General features: G+C 45.5%; 12 protein-coding genes and 2 pseudogenes. 3 read left to right on the top strand and 11 right to left on the bottom strand.

The genetic code is table 11. The features are described 5' to 3' along the window. Positions 1-282: 282 nt before the first annotated feature. From MKX49_RS20365 to MKX49_RS20375, 3 genes and pseudogenes are all read left to right on the top strand, one after another. Positions 283-1,221, top strand: a pseudogene (locus MKX49_RS20365) (PTS transporter subunit EIIC); the annotation flags it as partial. A gap of 62 nt (positions 1,222-1,283) precedes the next feature. Further along, positions 1,284-1,976, top strand: a complete 693-nt coding sequence (locus MKX49_RS20370; protein WP_098186299.1) for an N-acetylmannosamine-6-phosphate 2-epimerase — start codon at positions 1,284-1,286, stop codon at positions 1,974-1,976. Between the two features lie 149 nt (positions 1,977-2,125). Continuing rightward, entirely contained in the window at positions 2,126-2,968 is an 843-nt protein-coding gene (locus tag MKX49_RS20375; RefSeq protein ID WP_106026321.1) for a MurR/RpiR family transcriptional regulator, read from the top strand. Between the two features lie 121 nt (positions 2,969-3,089). Here the strand turns inward: MKX49_RS20375 and MKX49_RS20380 are convergent, their stop codons facing one another. From MKX49_RS20380 to MKX49_RS20430, 11 genes and pseudogenes are all read right to left on the bottom strand, one after another. Continuing rightward, positions 3,090-3,539 (bottom strand): YfmQ family protein, encoded by a 450-nt coding sequence (locus tag MKX49_RS20380; protein ID WP_340877542.1) that lies wholly within the window; start codon positions 3,537-3,539, stop codon positions 3,090-3,092. 252 nt (positions 3,540-3,791) lie between these two features. Further along, complete coding sequence (locus MKX49_RS20385) at positions 3,792-3,986, bottom strand: hypothetical protein (protein WP_048687505.1); 195 nt, start codon at positions 3,984-3,986, stop codon at positions 3,792-3,794. Between the two features lie 985 nt (positions 3,987-4,971). Further along, positions 4,972-6,402 carry a MocR-like pyridoxine biosynthesis transcription factor PdxR gene (gene pdxR, locus MKX49_RS20390; protein WP_340877543.1) on the bottom strand — a complete coding sequence of 477 codons (1,431 nt, stop codon included), beginning with the start codon at positions 6,400-6,402 and terminating at the stop codon, positions 4,972-4,974. A 168-nt stretch (positions 6,403-6,570) separates the two neighbouring features. Continuing rightward, entirely contained in the window at positions 6,571-8,139 is a 1,569-nt protein-coding gene (locus tag MKX49_RS20395; RefSeq protein ID WP_340877544.1) for a SagB family peptide dehydrogenase, read from the bottom strand. A 23-nt stretch (positions 8,140-8,162) separates the two neighbouring features. After that, positions 8,163-10,106, bottom strand: a complete 1,944-nt coding sequence (locus MKX49_RS20400) for a TOMM precursor leader peptide-binding protein (RefSeq protein ID WP_340877545.1) — start codon at positions 10,104-10,106, stop codon at positions 8,163-8,165. Beyond that, entirely contained in the window at positions 10,103-12,046 is a 1,944-nt protein-coding gene (locus tag MKX49_RS20405; protein ID WP_340877546.1) for a putative thiazole-containing bacteriocin maturation protein, read from the bottom strand. Before MKX49_RS20405 ends, MKX49_RS20400 begins: the two co-directional genes overlap by 4 nt. A gap of 146 nt (positions 12,047-12,192) precedes the next feature. Beyond that, positions 12,193-12,456 (bottom strand): heterocycloanthracin/sonorensin family bacteriocin, encoded by a 264-nt coding sequence (locus MKX49_RS20410; protein WP_082196509.1) that lies wholly within the window; start codon positions 12,454-12,456, stop codon positions 12,193-12,195. Positions 12,457-12,733: 277 nt separating this feature from the next. After that, positions 12,734-14,029, bottom strand: a complete 1,296-nt coding sequence (locus tag MKX49_RS20415) for a uracil/xanthine transporter (protein ID WP_340877547.1) — start codon at positions 14,027-14,029, stop codon at positions 12,734-12,736. Between the two features lie 419 nt (positions 14,030-14,448). Beyond that, a complete protein-coding gene (locus MKX49_RS20420; protein ID WP_340877548.1) occupies positions 14,449-15,696 on the bottom strand; it encodes an amidohydrolase in 1,248 nt (415 codons plus the stop codon). A gap of 28 nt (positions 15,697-15,724) precedes the next feature. Beyond that, positions 15,725-16,975: an amidohydrolase gene (locus MKX49_RS20425; protein ID WP_340877549.1), complete on the bottom strand. Its 1,251-nt coding sequence runs from the start codon at positions 16,973-16,975 to the stop codon at positions 15,725-15,727. Between the two features lie 24 nt (positions 16,976-16,999). After that, positions 17,000-18,248 (bottom strand): annotated as a pseudogene (locus MKX49_RS20430) (amidohydrolase family protein). Positions 18,249-18,713: the final 465 nt, after the last annotated feature.

The raw sequence follows: 18,713 nt of genomic DNA on the forward strand, positions 1-18,713 counted from the left end.
GGATAAAAAAAATGTTTTTTCTTATTAAATAGTACGTTTACTCACCAATACACGAATTATAAAAATAAGCAATAAAGATTTCAATATATTCATATAACTTTATATTCAATCCAGCACCTTCTATTAATGAAAACTTTTTCAGAGAAATAAGCACAAGATTGAAAACAGTTGATATAACCTTGCATCGCATTGAAAACGCTCTCAAAGGGATTTAATATAGCTAGTATAGAGCGATAAAAAATAAAGAGTATCAAAGGCTCGTTAAATGAGGGAGGAATCATTATGAAGAAAGCTTTCGAGAAAGCGCAGCAGTTCGGTAAATCCTTTATGCTCCCGATTGCCGTTTTGCCAGCGGCCGGTTTATTGCTGGGAATTGGCGGTGCTCTTTCTAATCCAAATACAGTTGAGGCTTACCCATTTTTAGACTTTGCTTGGCTGCAGGCCATTTTCACGATCATGAGTTCTGCAGGAAGCATCGTATTCGGCAACTTGCCGGTTATTTTTGCCGTAGGTGTTGCAGTAGGATTGGCACGTTCGGATAAAGGTACCGCTGCACTGGCTGCCATGATTGGCTATTTCGTCATGAACAGTTCAATAAATGCACTGCTTCAAATAACCGGGGAACTTGCCAAAGACAATTTGGCAGGTGCCGGACAAGGAATGGCGGTCGGGATCCAGACACTGGAGACCGGTGTGTTCGGCGGTATCGTAGTAGGGATCGTTGCCGCACTTTTGCACAATAAATATAATAAAATTCAGCTTCCGCAAGTGTTAGGGTTTTTCGGGGGTTCCCGTTTCATTCCCATCATCGTTTCCTTCGCGTCCATCTTGGTTGGAGCCGTGCTTTTTATCGTATGGCCTTATTTCCAACTTTTCATAAACCAATTAGGTGCGCTGGTAACGAGCACAGGTACGATCGGGACTTTCTTTTACGGATTCATATTACGGATGCTCGGGCCGTTAGGGCTGCACCATATTTTCTACCTTCCCTTCTGGCAAACAGCTTTAGGCGGAACGATGGAGATTAAAGGGCAGCTTGTCAGCGGGACCCAGAACATCTTCTTTGCACAATTGGCCGACCCGACTACCGTCAAGTATTATGAGGGTGTTTCCCGGTTCATGTCGGGGCGGTTCATCACGATGATGTTCGGTCTGCCTGGCGCGGCATTGGCCATATACCATTGCGCTAAACCTAAAAATAAGAAAGTCGTGGCCGGTTTGAAATGAAGTGGAAGAATTCTTGGGCCATTGAGAATATAGACAACGATAAGGACGTGTTAAACATGCAACAGGTGCTGGATAAAATTCACAAGGGCTTAATTGTATCATGTCAAGCATTGGAGAATGAGCCGCTGCACAGCTCTTTTATTATGGGACGCATGGCCATTGCTGCCAAAGAAGGCGGTGCGAAGTGCATTCGCGCAAACTCTGTAGCTGACATAATGGAAATCAAGAAAAATGTGGACCTTCCAGTCATAGGGATCATTAAACAGGTGTATGGACAAAACGATGTCTATATCACTCCCACCATGGCCGAAATTGATGCATTGATGGAAACCAAAGCGGAAATCATTGCGACGGATGCTACAGCCCGGGTAAGACCGGACGGTAAAACGCTAAAGCAGTTTTATGGTGAAATAAGGGCAAAATATCCGGATGTCCTGCTAATGGCGGATGTATCCACCATTGAGGAAGCCAAATACGCTGACGATTTAGGATTCGATATTGTGGCGCCCACTTTATACGGCTATACGAACGAAACTCTCGGCGAGAAAATATATCAGGATGACTATGCTGTACTCAAAGAAATAGTAAAAGCAGTGAAAAAAGCGAAAGTGATCGCTGAAGGAAATGTCATCACACCAGAAATCGCCCGCTCTGTATTGGATATGAACGTCCATGCAGTAGTGGTGGGCGGTGCCATTACCAGGCCGCAGCAAATCACCAAAAGATTCGTGGACGCCATCCAAGAATAGAAAATGGCATAGTAATGAAAAGACCCAGACTGGCAACGGTTTGGGTCTTTTCTTTTTCATATTCCTGTTTCCGTTCCACCGGTTATTGACGTCCCTACTGGATACATTAAACTATAAATACAGATAAGAAATCCGAAACGGGTGATCAAATGGAATACCTAGCAGAAAACCTCATATATGGCATAGAATGCAGCATGGACAAGTTCACCAAAACAGAGGAAGAATTGGCCCATTATATTCTGCAGCGCCCTGAAGAAGTAAGTCAGTTAACGATCAGTCAAATAGCTAAAAAGCTCCATATTTCACCTGCAACCATTACGCGTTTCTGCCAGAAATTAGCCTTTTCTGGTTTTAATGAGTTCAGGCATGAGTTAAAAAGGTTCGTCGACCTCCGAAATACGCCGAAAAACATGAAGAACATCAAGCAGGTGGATTATTTCGCTAAACTGTATCAAGATCACTTAGGTATCATTGATAATACCTTTCATATAACGACATATGACAATATCCAAAAAGCTGTCTCTTTCCTTACAAAGGCAAATAAGATTCATGTATATGGAATAGGGAGTTCTGGTATAGCGGCCCAGGAATTCAAGTCCAAGTTCTTTCGTATCGGCTTAACTGTCGAAGCCATTACAGACCCCCATCAGTCCATGATGGATGCAGCTTTAAGTAACGAGAATAGTGTTGTCATCGGCATTTCCATTTCAGGAACGACAAAAGAAGTGATTTCTGCAGTTAAAATCGCAAAGAAGCAAGGCGCATGCATCTTGGTCTTTACTGGAGATAAGAATTCCGCGCTCTCCCAGCTTGGCGATCTAACACTATTGGTCACAAGCAAAAACAGCATGCATATGGGACAAAACATTTCTCCATTGCTTCCGCTCCTATTGCTTTTTGATTTATTATATACAGAGTTGGTAGCTAAAGATTATAAAAACCGGATAAGCATCAGGGAAAAGACTCTAAAGGTATTAACCGAGAACGACTGACTTTCGGCATCTGAATGTTATCAGTTTGCTTGTTTAGCTGAACCTGTTCGATAGTCCTTTTCGTTATTCTTCATAAAAAAAACTGCATCTCCAATTGGGGTGCAGTTCACTTTTATTCCTTTTAAACTAAATTCCTTATTACTGGCATGGAACGTTCTTGAAGGCTCTCGGAAAGAAGACTATACGCGACTACTTTATTCTTGTACTGTTTGACTACGTCCACATGGTCGTTGTACATGTACACATATAACCTAACATCGTTTTTTCCTCTTTTTACATCAATTATAATGGGAGTCCCGCTGTTCTCTGGATGTAAAAACAATTTCTCGTTCCCAGGAAATATATGATTTTTTTTCAAAAACTTAGCTTCGTTAAAATAATGAAGCACTTGAATTTTATCTTCACCTTCCAAACGCTTTCCATCAAAGGTAACGATTGCATCCGCGTCACTAATTTCAGAATGTATTTTAAATTTACTCATAATCCAATTCACGGCATCGGTTGGAAGACAGGTAACTAATAATTTAAGCAAACTTAAGATAATGGTCAAAATCAATACAGGCCATGTCATATTTGATCATCTCCGCTATACTATTATTTAATGATTCATCTATATATTTTTCATCCATAATTATGTCGAAAGGATTGTTCACTCAGCTTACAAAGGTGATTGTTTCAAGGTATCGATCAGATTCTTTTTGTTCATATTTTTGCCATATTTGTGAACGAATTCACATTTTTATACAAATAGAATACGTCTTATGAATCAAGGCTATATTTCCATTCATTTTGATAGACTATTATAGTAATCATTCACGGTATCTTAGGCTGATTTTATTACGAAGTAGATGATGCCCACAGTTAATACTAGGGCGAGACCGATATAAATATAACTAAGGTTCAACAAATTCCCTCTCGTTGCTGCAGAATAATCACTATCACTTTTCCCCGTTAACGAAAGGGTGCCAACCAGGGCAACTATACTAATGGCCACTACTGCTATTACACTTACCGTCATGAATCAACGCCTCCCAATATTATTATCTATTTCCTTGAACCATTTAAAATCCTTTCGATTCTCATCGCATTTCGCAGTGTAACTACATAAAGAGATCGCAAAATTACAGGTAGATCGCTCTTTGTGTTTACTGAGTAAATCTATTAGTATAACCCCTCCCCTCTATAATAAAAGAACAACCATTTTTAGGACCATCCAATCAAGTAAAATTTCCACCATCCACTTGTTGAATTCTCTCGTTAATATCCATAGAAAAGCACAAAGCACCACTGAAGAAATCGCTAAGATACTGCGGATTGCAGGAACTCATGCCTAACTTGCATCCTCGAAAAAGACCTTCAACCCCTCGGGTGGTTACAATTTTTAGATGTTGATTTCCACTTCAGGCACTCGCTTTCCGCGGGCGGTCCGCCCTCGGCTCTTGCCTGAGGGGTCTCCCTTCGATGTGCTTTCCCCGTAGTAGTTTCCTACCTTACGTTCCAATCAACTTTGTTTTATTTAGAACCCTTTTGTTCACAAACTAGATAATAATTGTTTGCCGACAGCTTTTTTGTGGGTTTGTAAAATGGGAACGTTGATTTCCACTCCAGGCACTCGCTTTCCGCGGGCGGGCGGGAGCCTCCTCGGCGCGCCTGCGGGGTCTCCCATGCCACGCTTTTCCCGCAGGAGTCTCGTACCTTCCGTTCCAATCAACTTTGTGTTTTAAAAGAAGAAACTGCTGGCTCGTCTTATTCCAAACCCTCTTTAAGACTAGTTTACCCTTCATGTTTTTTTCCTGTAACATCTATTGGATGGAAGAAATTTGCGACACTCCTGCCGAATTACTGGCTTGCCGAGACCCCACAGACTCTTGCGTCGAGGAGGCTTGGCAGACAGTCGGCGGAAAGGGAGCGGATTTCTGAAATCAACGGAAATTTTTTAATAAAAAAAGCTGCAGGCAAACTTGAGTTTTCATCAAGTTGGTCTACAGTCTGGAATCATATGATTATAAACTTTTTACCGCCTCTGCAAACCTTTTGATGCCTTCGTGAATGGAATCCTCCTTTTCCCTTCCAAATGTAAAGCGTACGTATTCCTTATTTGTACCTAGAGTTGAACCCGGAACATATATGACTCCTCTTTTGATGGATTCCTCCAGTAACTTTATTTCGTTCAATGGCACTTTCAGCTTACACCACAAATGAATTCCGCCATTTGGCGAATAATAATCAACTTCCTTTTGCAGGAATTGTCGAAGACTCGAAACCATTGCATCCCTTCTTTTTTCCAGTTGCCCCCTTAAGCCGGCAAGATGGGCAGGAAAATACTCTGAATCCAAAAAATCATTCGCTATCCATTGAGTGAATGAGCCATGACCGAAGTCAACCTGCTGCTTAGCATCCGATAGTCTATCTATGACTGATTTCGGTCCAATGATCCACCCAATTCTTAAACCGGAAGCAACAATTTTTGACAAAGAGCTTATGTATAAAACATTTCCGTTGTTGTCCATCGATTTAAGAGTGGAAATTTCTTCCCCGGCAAAGGAAGTTAAACTATAAGGATCGTCTTCTATGACCGGTATTCCATATTCGGATGAAAGCTCAAGAATCCTTTTACGGCGGTTGATATGCAGGACAGTTCCTGTAGGGTTTTGAAATATAGGGTTCAAAAAAATCATCCTGATCCGATGTTTTTTATGGAGTTCCAGTAAATCCTCTGGGTTGATGCCATCTTTATCAACCGGCAAAGGAAAGGTTCTTAGTCCCGCGGATTGAAAGATGGGAAGGTTGTAACTATATGATGGATCTTCCAATACAACGGCATCCCCTGGCTTTAACAAGCATTGGACCACCAGATGCAGGGCTTGCTGTGCACCAGAAGTAATGAGTATAGAAGATGGATCCGTGTCAATTCTCCTATACTGTTTAACATGATTGGCTATCGTTTCCCTTAAATTCGCATTGCCTTGAGGGTGATCATAACCTAAGCTACCAATAAAGGATCTATTGGAAATGATTTCTCGTAAGGATTGGACTGGAAATAAGTCTTCTGAAAGCTCCCCGCTAGCTAAGTTAATAAGGTTATGCCCTTCCGTCTCTTTACGTATTTTTTGGGTTACTGGCATATTGGGCAAAAAAGAACCCGCTTCGATATATCTATTCCAGCTAGGGATACGTTTTCGGGTAATTCCCCAGATATCCTTGCTGATCATCGTTCCGCTTCCTTTTTTTCGTTCAACCAGCCCATTTGCTTCCAATTCATCATATGCCGCTACAACTGTACTTCTGTTAACTCCCAGTTCACTTGCCAGGAAGCGTTCAGACGGTAACGGCTTATCCAATAGGAATGTTCCATCAGCAATGCCATTCTCGATGTAAGCGGCTATTTGTTTATATAAAGGCTTCTTGGATTTTCTGTCCGTTTTCCATTCCATAAGCTACATCCTTTAAAATGTTTAGTTAAAAGCGTACTGCATTAATAACTTTATCTACTTATTCATTCAGTATAATCTTCAGCGGAGATTATTGCACTCTGCCATACAACAATATAAAAACGAAAGCCTCCATTCCTTAAATCAAATGGAGACTTTCGTTTCACTTCTTCAGCTATGCAGACTCCCCTTCAGCCAAGGGCGATTCAGATAGGGTCCGATCGGGATTTGGATCAGGCTCGTTTTCCTTTGCGGACCGTCTATCTTATAAAGTTCATCACACATATTCACATCAAAGCCGAGCAGCGGGTGCCCATTCATTCCAAGGGCTGACGACGCCAGCAGTAATTTCTGAACGAGCATTCCCGCCTCCATTTGCTGGATGCGGTATCCTCTATATCCAAGTTGCATTTTGGAATGGTCCCGCTCACCAACTACATGTATGCAGATCGGCACTTGCTGAAAATTCATGATATCGAGGGACATTCCGTATTGCAATAGGAGCCGATGATCTCCTGGTTGTATCTGCCGTAATGAATGTGTCATGCTGTCATAATGGTAGGCACCATCTTGTATGTCTTCCACATTATATAAACAAGCATAGAGGGAAACGCGATTTCCGTTGTTCCCGTTTTTTCCATCCAAGTCATTTCGATAGGAGAACGAAGCGGTTGCCTCCTGCAGGAGAGCGGCCAGTTGCGATTGACTGACTTTCCCGAGTACAAAGTCCATTTCAGGTGAAAATCGCTTCCGGCAAACTGTTGCCAAGTCATAGGACAACCGCTTCACGATAGGAAGGGCTACAATTTTCCCTTCTGATTCCGCCCCATTCTTTGGATGGATCCGCCGGAATGATTGGGTGGATTCGATCATGGATGCTTCATTCATTTTAGTCAGCATCGGAAATTCCCTGATTCTTTGCGACCGAACATAGTGTTCAGGCTGAATTCCCTTCAATTCCAGCAATAATTCCGTCGAAGTGACAGGTCGGTCCACACTCCTTTCTTCCCTGAATCTCCAAGAAGGCCCTGCCGATAAGGGGATCGCCGCATACGTGCTCTCTTCCTCCTCCGAAAGCCCGAGCAGATGATTGATGGCCCGATCAAGGAATTGGAAGCTCACCCCGGCTGCGATTCCAAAGCGTTTCGCCACTTCGAGCAACTGTCCAAGAAGCACGCCTGCATCAAGACCTTGCAGACGGTATGAAAAGTTATTATATTTATAGAAGTTTTTCCAAAACATCGTCGATACGAAAACCGTGCCAAAGCAAGAGGACATATCAATGGTTCCACCAAGAGCCTTTGTTACATATGAATCGAAATTCCCTTCCCGCAGCAAAACCAGCCGGTGGTGTGCCGCATCATAATGGTATACGCCAGCAGGTAATCCCTCGATCTTCAAATATACGTATAATTCGCTTGGATACAAAGCTCCCCCTGATGGCGGAAAACGCCGGAATGACTGCATGAGGTCCTCAGATTCCGAGGATCTCGGTACCTGACTGACTTGGGTCAGGCCATAGGCATACCAGAGGAAGTGACCGATTCCTTCGAAGTCCTGCTTTGAAGGCCCGCTCTCCCCCTCGAGCGTCAGCGGCACCTCCAGTGATAGTGGATAAACAGGCAAGTCACGGTAAAGCTTATACGTTAACGGTGCATCATCCCAATCCACTTCCCAATTTGGCGGACTTGCCTTTTCAATATCAAAATGTAAATTGTGCAAAAATGCCTCTAGACTCATCCTCCAACCTCCTACGTCACCGCTTATGGAAAAGGATGCGGATGCGGATTGAGCTGTTCGAAATCAAGCGGCCGTTCAGCATATCCAAGTTCCATCGGAACCCTCAGTATTCTCTCAAGGCCCGTTATGCGGGTAAGATGATGGCCGAATGTCATCGGCAGCATCCCCGGGATCAGTACTTTCACGCAATGTAATCCATTCCGTGCAATTTCCGGTGTCGTCTGATCCACCACAATCACCTCGAGTTGCAATCGGCGAAACGCCTGAAGGATTTCCTGCAAATCTTCCGTCAAGTCCGGATGGTTCGCCTTTTCCCCGTACTCTTCAGCGAAAGTTCGGATCGGGCGGTCATCATCCAGCAGAAACTGCAGTCGCTCTTCAGCTTGGGGTAAACCGTACAGCATGCCATGATCATCCATTTTCCGTACCAGTGAGGAATCCTGCAGCATTTTCTCAACCTCATCCCTGTTCTCTTCCAATTTATCGTCAAGTGTCAGCATCATGCCGGCCAACTCGAAGACTGCGCTTTTCACAGCCCGGACCGGGTCGAGATGGGCCCCTGCCGCACAAATGATATTCAATCCTTTTTGTTTCCTGTTTTTCGCCAGCGCCCATACGCTCGGTATACCATGTTCCATTGTCGCATTAAACAAATGGATATCATATCCCGCTGCCGCCCTCGCCCTGTCAATCATCAGCTCAAGTTCTTTGTCATTTGCAGAATAAGGGTCAAGGCGTGTGAGCGGCAGCTGCGCATACCAGGTCAGCAGGAACGAATCCCGTTCGACCACTTCCATGATGCCGTAGAAAATGGCCTCCTCCAAACTTCCCCCTAAAGCACAGCCATTGGAAGTTTCATAGACAAATCCATGACCGCAGCCCAAGCTGTAATAGGAAAGCAACTCCGGGACCAAGATCGGCCTCTCTTGCAAGAATGAGTGGCCCCATACCCAATCTATCGAGCGGTCAGGATTAAATGGTTGAAACGGGAAATCATGCTGTGCATAATTTTCCTTCGAGTGCACCCCGATCCTGGTGGGATCGAGCGCAGAATCTTTCAGGTTGTTGTAGCTGTCATGTATGACTGTCCGTTTACCGCGGGGCTCCATTCCGCAATACCTTTCCAATCCCTCCAATATGGCCGTCATCTCACTGACCGCATATGAGAGAGTCCTTCCAGCCGCCCCCTCATCACCTATGAACAAAGGCAAATTAACACTTACATCGGCAAATGGCGGCACAAGGTCTATCATTTTATTATTCAGGAATCCTGTGCGGTGGTCCAAGTAATCCTTGGCCAGCACTTCATTCAGCTCATCCATTGAACGTGTCCGGTAACTGTCGGGACTGATTTTCGGACTTGGCTGCAACGAAATCCTAGCACGCTCCTTCGAGTCATCAGGTAATGTTGAGCAAACCGGACACAATGGATCCGGTAAAAAGGAGTGCCACGAACCATTCAGCGTTTTCAGGCTGATTAAAGATACATGCCCCTCCGAACGGGCGCGCTCTCCTTTCATCACCTTCCTCACCTCTGCACCAATCAAGTGGGCCATCTGTAAAAGCCCAGTTCGGGATGCCGCCGGATCACGCTCCATCCCCCCCTTTTCCTCCAGCTGCTGGCGGATTCCCCACATTTCTTTTCGATCACGCCCGGCCATGAGATGCCTTTGGTCCGCACACTGTGAACAGCCAGGAACACCAGGGCGCACCAACGGCCCTACCACTCCCTCTCCAAATGATACGAACCCCCGCAGCCATGGAATGCCCGCTTGCCTTATCACCTCTTCTGCCTTTATATGGACAGCGGGATTCCAAGCATCTTGCAGCAGAAGGACCATCGCCGTCGTTTGCGGGATCCCTGCCTCGAAATCGGTTTGGCGATTCACCTGATATTGGCCGGACAGGTCCCCATGAACATGGTCGGCCAACACTCCTTCCCCGACAACCAATACGTCAGTTTTCACCCTGATTCCCCCTCTCGCAAAAACACCCCGAACACTCCTGCCATTCCTTCCTTCAAGAGAGGTTCCAGATTTAATTCGAAAACACAGATTCGCTTACTGTTCTTCTTCAAGACTTGAATGGCTGACTGTACTAGTTCGGAATTCCCTTTCACCCCGCATGAAGGAATCACAAGATTCACCTTTTCTTCCTCAAGAACAGGCGATGCCACTAAACCGGGAGCTGTAAGGCAAACGGTCTGGTTTTGGACCTTCATGACAGCCTTTTGCAACGCGTTCCGTAATGCGATCGTTACATTCAAACCGACAGCCCCTGACCAGCCATCGCTCGTTCCTGCCCAAACTACCGGGAAACCGGACACTTCCTCACCCAAAGCGATGATCGGATCTCCTTGCAGCCGGGTCAGCGCTTGTAAATAATACCTGCAGCGCTCATCTTCCACTTGAGACAACTGCACCGTCACAAGTTTCTCCTGGTTGAATCGCTTATTTAAAAACTCTGTATCCAAACTGCTTTGCAATCCACGGCAAACACATTCAGCAAATGTTTCCCCTGCTCCGACACCGATCGATTCCTTTATTTCGTCTGCTCCCTGAAGTTTCGGAAGAGTCGCAACGAGCTGGCTGAGTGTTCGGGATGCATATGCTTCGACTCCTGCAAGACCGGTTTCCCGCCTCGCTTCCTCATGCGTCAGATCTGAACGGATGATTTCGGGCAGGAGTCCGGCCGGACCGGCCGACAGCGGATCCACGACCTGAACGCGGCATTGAGCCAACGGCAGCTGTTTTAAATCCCCCTCATCCCATCTATGAAAGATTCCGGTTTCCGAGGATGTCAAACGGCTGAAGTACATAAACACCTTCCCAGGATCACCCGGGTCCGCTTTCAGTTCAAGCCGCCGTTCAAAATCTTCAATCCATGCAGCAGTCCCTTTTCCCGTCACCCCCAGGTGGGGAATGAACGGATGCCATTTTCCCTCCAATGTATCCATATCCAACAGATAAAATTGATTGGCTTGTTCTGCTGTCGTAACGCCTGCAGCCTCTTTAAACCATTCGAATACCATTATATTGGCTAACATCGCTCCGGCTGTGGCGGAAAAGGAAGATGGTTCCTGATTCTTTTCCAGCTCAGCTTGATGTAAACGATGCCACGCTGACTCCCAGCATCCCTTTGAATCCGGATGGACAAGTGGACCAGCCATGCCTACTTGATTGATGATCAATGCAGGAAACAGGATCTTTTCCCCTTGCCTGCAAACCGAATGAAGTTCTCTTAATTCCTCTATATCACCCTCCTGTGACACATATAATATCGAGTCAAAAGGCCGTACGATCTCCTGCCATTCAATCCCTGCTCCCTTTTCAAGCACGACCTCCTCTATGGCAACCTCGTCGTCCGTCTTACGCGCATGTGCCACAATCTCATTCAACCTTTTTCTATTGGTCGGTACCGTGTCCGTAATGAAGATATGGAATGTGGGCAATCCGGATTCAATCAGCGAGGACACCAACGAAAGGAAAAAGGGGCCAGAGCCTATAGCCAACGCCTTTTGCTTTCGATAAGTTTCAAAACGGTAAGCCCCGGAATCGCCGCAGCTTTCCAGGAACTCGATTTGCGAAGCATACCTTTCAAGAACTTGATTCCTTAATTGATGGGGACTGTCCTGACTTACATCCCGAACAAACCCATTCCCGTACAAAACCTCGGCAATTTCCATCACCCTGTTCCGGTATAGGTCAGGCAATCCATCCGTCAACTCGCTTAATGTATGGTTCCCGTTGAACATCGGCAATAACTTTTCAATCCACTGGACGATCGAGCTGCCTTCCATACGGAACGAACTTATGTTATTCCTGAAATACACTCCTCTGTTTGGTTCCGGAAGAAAAAACGTATCCCTTTTCACTTTCAAACGCATAGAAGGGGTCAAATTCACCATTCCGCTCCTCCTAACCCGAAGCATTCTAAGTTCTGCTTCATCACTTCACTATCATCCTATGTACGACAATTTGTCTCTTATGTCTAATGCTATAAAGAAAAGTCCCTACTGCACCGCAGGGACTTTTCTTTAGAAGACCTGAAACCTTAACCGCCGCAACGTCCGCAACGACCGCCGCACCCTCCGCAACGTCCGCATCCACCACAGCGTCCACAGCGTCCACAGCGACCGCCGCAACCAAAGCAACCGAAGCACAAGAAACAGCCAAAACATCCAAAGCAACCGCCCACACCAATGAACTGTCGGGACGAATCATCCAAATTGTACTGGTTTTGTTCCCAAGGAACTGGCTGAGTTACCTGGAAATCATCTACATTCAGGTTTTGCAATTGATTTTGAAATTCATACATTTTATATAACCTCCGTTTATTATTTATAAGGTAGAGCTTAGATTAGAAAGGGAAGCCAGAACGAAATGGTCAGGGAATTAACACCACGTCAAGTATTCCCTCCAACAAAATATGTAAAGGGAGTGGGTATTGACACTGATTAAGAAGCCTATTTTCACATTAAATAACAAATGAAAAACAGAAAACCGGAAGGGTAACACCCTTCCGGTTTTCATGATCGCCTCTTAAATTAGCATTTTCGTTTTCTTTATGTATAGCTCTTTCAATCGAAGTCACATTAGTTCTGCAGTTGTTCATAACGATTCCAGTTGACCGTTTTTTCCAGTACGATTGATATCAATACTCCCATTATGAGCCCATTCGTCAAAAAGGGCTGTAATAGCGCAGGCAGGTTCGAAAATGCATTAGGCAGGATATTCATCAAACTTACGCCAATCAATACTGGTACGGCAAGCCTGAATATCGTGTCTGAAGTGAAATGCTGACCTTTGACGCTGTTGAAAGCCGTACCGAACAGCTGAAGGTAAGCAACGAACAATACTGCATTCCCGACTGTTATCGGCATCGTGGCCAGGAAAGAGATGAAAGGGGGAATGAGCCCGATTATGGTCAATAACATGCCTCCAAGCAAGAAGGGCTTCCGCTCATAGATTTGAGTGCTCTGCAAAAATCCGATCGATGAAGTAAAGGGTGTATACGGAACAAGGCCAAGCAACGGAGCGAAAATGGTAAATCCGCCAGTCATGAATAAAGAATTTCGATACTGCTTGTGTTCTGCTTTATCACCGATTAATTCCGATGCAGCCTGAATGGATGCGAACGTGTTGCACAAATTCAGCAACCCTGCAAAAAGGGAAATCGCTATTATCCCGAATTGAAGGTTTGGAGCACCTAATGGGAAAAATGAAAAAGCGGCACCCGTCGATCCCATTTCTCTCCCGGCCTCCGGAAATAGCAGCTCGTAAAAAATCCATCCCACTATAATCCCGATCAATATGGAGAAATTGCTTATCGTCCTTGGTCCTTTTATTTTTAATATACTGACTAGAAGTACAATCCCCACTGATAGGAAACTGACCGGGATGTTAATTTCCCCATTCTCCGTAATCCCCAGCATCCCCTTAAAGAAGACAAAAATGAGCTGGAACGTCAGAAGGAATAAATAAACCGTCATGACCATGGGAGTGAAAATCTTCTGGACATGAGAAATCAGGTTGAAGGCAGAAATAATGAGGGTCACGACACCCGCGGCAATGAGTCCAGTAGCAATTCCCCCTCCTATCTCAGCATAACCGAGCCCTATGGATGGTGCAGATAACCCTAAATTCAGCATCACTCCCCACAATAGACCGGAGTGCCCTTCCATAAGCGGATATTTATGCCCCTTCCACCCCTGAAACACGCAAGCGATCCCGGTGAAAATGAGCGAGCTTCTCATGGTCATTTCCGTAACATTGGAAGGAAGATCAAAAGCTGCGCCAATCGATATGGGCACAACTACCGTATTTGCAAAAATAAAAAACAACCATTGAAAAGAAGAAAATAGAGTCACAGAAGATCTCCAACTTTTCATAGATTCCATCTCCTTTGAACATGATACTTTTTAAACTCATGGTGAATTTCACTTGTCCTTCCCTTGAAAAAGGCGATAGGACATCACCATGTTAATAAACGCGGTCCCGGATGGTCCGCTGCTGCATTGCTGGACACATAATTTATGTCGCTGGACCTTTGCAGGCGCATGAGTAATGATAACGTTCCCATTAATAGTAACAAAGACTGCGGCTCCCCGCTAATTTGTTGGCTTGATTAAGGTTGCAAGGCCGGCAAGCAAAAGCGGGACATTTTATGATATAGACATGCGAGGGCAACCCATATAGCCCAAAAAATCACTTCCACAGCATATAACATATGTAAATAAAAGTACACGGAAGCCGCCAAAAACGAAAAAGGAAATCCGGAAATATCCAGAAATCCTTTTTTGGTTCAGTCCTACCGTTCAATGGACTGCTTTTGTTTATATAGTGAACCGGAAACCAAGTTCCCCTTGTAAATGACCGCTTTACGCTCCGAACGCCTGGCAACTGCCTCTGCAGAACAGCTTGCGTCAATTAACACCAGACTTCCGGCATCCCCAACTTTCGGCCATACCTGGTTACCCTTATCATCCAATGGGGTTTTTCCGCCAGTTATATATCCGAGTGTCCGGGAAAGCGAGACTTCATCAATCCATTTGAAACGTTCTGCGAGCCTTCCTGCCCTCTCCAAGATGTCACCATTCCCGAGAGGTGACCATACATCAAAGATATTATCATTTCCTACTGATACTTCAACCCCTCTTTCATGTAATAAATCAACAGGGGGTATCTGCCTGTTGATCGGGACACTGGTGACGATGGAAATCCCCGCCTCCCTAAGAATGTCAGCCAGTTCATAGGCTTCTTCCCTGGATACGTCCCCGATGCCGAACGCATGGCTTAATGCCACCCTTCCTTCCCAGCCCGCTTGCTTGGTCAGAGCTGCCAACCGTTTCATGGTGAACGTGCCCAGATGGCCGGGATCATGTAAATGCAAGTCCACATCAGCATTAGCTTCCACTGCTAAATCCATCAATTGTACGAGCGATGCTTCAATATTGTTATCGACTGTGGCTGGATCCACCGCCCCGACGATTCCTGCTCCGTTTCGCAATGCCTCCCTGACAAGCTTGACAGAGCCGGACCGCAACAAACCGTGCTGCGCAAATGCGACGATTTCTGAACTGAGTCGATTGGAATAGCCAGCAAGCGCCTGCTGAACTTGCTCTAAGTTTTGCAAGCCCGCTTCCGGATAGATATCAACATGAGTCCGTATATGTGCAGAGCCAGAAGCTAAAAGGATTTCCAGTAAAGATTCTGCACGTTTACATGTGCTTGTTGCAATGGAAGGCAGAACCCTCTTCTCATTTTCAAAGCGTTCAATGACACTTGAAGAAGGAGTGCACGCTCTCCAAACATCCCCCATCAGTGTCTTATCAAGATGGACATGCTTTTCAATGAAGGATGGTACCGCCAGCAATCCTTTTGCATCTTCCACTGGTAAATCATCACGTATGGCATCCCCATCTTTGACAATCTTCGTGATCCTGCCATCCTCCATCAACAGATGAAATAGCCCGGTGATCGTTCCTGTAACTCTTTCATTCTCTTTCCGATAACCACATTCCAAACGAACATTCTTTAACCAATAGATTCTATTCATGATCTTCATCCCTTCTTGAACTAGATCTTCAATTCGACTTCAAGGCAGATTCGCGATCAAGTCCGCCGTAAACCAGGTTTCCATCGACCATGACCGCAGCCCGCGTCGATCTCCTGGCAATTGCTTCGGCAGCACATGATGCATCCACAAAAACCATAGTTGCGTCATTTCCCACTTTCGGCCATAAACGATTTCCTTCATGGTCCAATGTCTTGACTCCGCCTGTAATGAATTGGAGCGATTGGGACAATGCATACTCGTCCTTCCAGTTGTACCTCTCAGCCAATCGGCCTGCCTTTTCCAGCATATCCCCAGTACCGAATGGGGACCAGGAGTCGTAAAAGCCATCGCACCCGAGAGCAACATGGACACCTTTCTCATGCAGTGAATCAATCGGGGGCATGACCCGGTTGATCGGAACTGTAGACATGATCGCTATCCCCAGGTTTGATAATTCACTGGCCAGTTCATTCGATTCTCCTATTGAAACATCTCCAAGTGCATAAGCATGACTGATGGCCGCTCTGTTCTTCCACCCTGCTTCATCGATCAAAGAAGCCAGTTTTTTGATCGTATATAAACCAAGATGACCGGGATCATGTATATGAATATCAATATCTGCATCAAATTCAACAGCCAAATCTACCATTTCATACAGGGAAGCTTCTATATTATTATCCACCCCGCCGGGATCAAGGCCGCCCACCAAGGACGCCCCTTCTTTCATCGCTTGTCTCATCAACCCTTTTGAATTCGTTCTTAGCAGGCCATGCTGCGGGAAAGCCACGATCTCGTATGTCATTTTCCCTTTGAAACGATATAGGGCACTTTGAATCTCTTCCAAGTTCTTCATTCCGATGTATGGATCGATATTTACATGCGTCCTTACATGCGTTGCCCCGCCGCTTAACAATAGTTGAAGCATCCGTTCAGCCCGGAGCTGTCCAGTTTCAGCCAGTTCTGCAAGCTCTTTTGCTTCTAATTTTAAGCGTTCGATTAAGTTCGGAACCGGAGTGCATGATTTCCAGGGCAGTCCTAAATAAGTCTTGTCGAGATGGTTATGCATCTCTTTAAAAGGAGGAAGTGCAAGCAGCTTTCTCGCGTCGTGAACAGGACCATCCGTTTTCAAAGGCATAGCTGAAGCCAATTGCAAATCCTCTATGATCCCATTTTTTATATACATGTTGTATGTAGCTGTTTTCGTCCGATCAATTCGTTCATTCTCCAAAATAAATCCACTATCAAGCGTAACGTTTGTAAGCCAGTATGCTTCATTCATCCAATCACTCTCTTTAATAGAAGATTAAACACCTGTCGTCTCAAAAGATGAAATGGATCCGCTAACAACATTGCCCCTGAAGATGACAGCGGCACGTTTCGCCCTTCTAGCCACCGCTTCCGCTGAACAGCTGGCTTCAAGCAAAACGATATTCGCCTCATCCCCGACATTAGGCCATGCCTTGACCCCGTCTTGGTTTAATGGAGTCTTCCCTCCTGTTATGAATTGCAGGCTTTTCGCTAAGGAACGTTCATCAATCATGCGAAACCTCTCTGCAAGGCGACCGGCCTTTTCCAGATTGTCCCCGATGCCAAAGGGTGTCCAATGATCAGTGATGCTGTCATTACCCAATTCCACTTTCACCCCTTTTTCATGAAGCAGGGGGATGGGGATCGTTCTGAAGATGGGCACTGTGGATGTAATCGATATTCCTGTTTCCGAAAACCTTTCGGCTATGCCCGTAGCCTCCGGGACTGAAAGATCTGCCAAACCGCTGGCGTGGCTAACCGTGACCCTTCCTTGCCAGCCTGCGTCTTCCGTCATTGAAGCAAGTCGCTGCATGGTGAAGAGACCAAGGTGATCTGGATCATGTAAATGGACATCGATATCGGAATTGGATTCAACCGCGATATCCATGATCGTTTCAAGTGACCGCTCTATGTTTTCATCAATGGTGGCGGGATCCACGCCTCCTACCAGATTCGCCCCATTCTTCATGGCCTCCCTTATTAACCGAACGGAATCGCTGCGTAAAAGTCCATGCTGTGGGAATGCGACGATTTCATACGTCAATTTATCCTGATAGCCTTCCAGTGCCTGAATGGTGGCTTCCAAATTCTTCAGTCCTATGACGGGGTCGATGTTGCAATGTGTGCGTATATGGGTAGATCCGAAGTTCAATAATAAATCGAGCATTTTCTCTGCTCTTACTTTAGCGGTAGGCAATAATTCGGGCAGCAAGACCTGCTCTTCCTCTATCCGGGTTTTCACTCCATTAATGGCAGGCATGCAAGCCTTCCACGGACCGCCATAGTACGTTTTATCAATGTGGATATGCATTTCCTTAAACGAGGGGACCATCAGGAGACCGTGAACATCATGCTGCGGATCCTGATCCGTTATCGATTCCTTCGCCGATAAAATGGAAGAAATTTTCCCACTTTCAATCTTGATGTGGTAATTGCCGGTTTCAGTGCCGGTGATCGTTTCATTTTCATTATAAGTAAAACCATTTTCCAAGCGGACAATTCGTTAACCAATACGATTGAGACATTACACTCACCCTTTCATTCCAGATTGACTATGCATCACTTTCATTATAGTTTTAAAGATCAACAAATAATTTCAGTATTTTTACTCGTTTTTATGTTATTTTTACTTATTGTGCCAAATAAAAAGGCTCACCCTAATGGATGAACCCTTTCAGACTGTAGACAACTCGATGAAAACTCAGTTTGCCTGCAGTATTTGAAACGTTCAATTGATTTCAGAGATCGACTGTCTTTCTTTTGTAGACGTTGATTTCCACTCTAGGCACTCGCTTTCCGCGGGCGGTCCGCCCTCGGCGTCTTTGCGCCTGTGGGGTCTCCCTTGGACGCGCTTTTCCCGCAGGAGTCTCGTACCTTCCATTCCAATCAACTTTGCTTTAAAATCCCTTTCCGCCGACTGTCTGCCAAGCCGCATCAAAGCAAGCGCTTGTGGGGTCCCGGCTAGCCAGTAATTCGCCAGGAGTGTCGCA

Origin of the sequence: Peribacillus sp. FSL M8-0224 (assembly GCF_038003055.1) — a bacterium.
GTDB lineage: Bacteria > Bacillota > Bacilli > Bacillales > DSM-1321 > Peribacillus > Peribacillus frigoritolerans.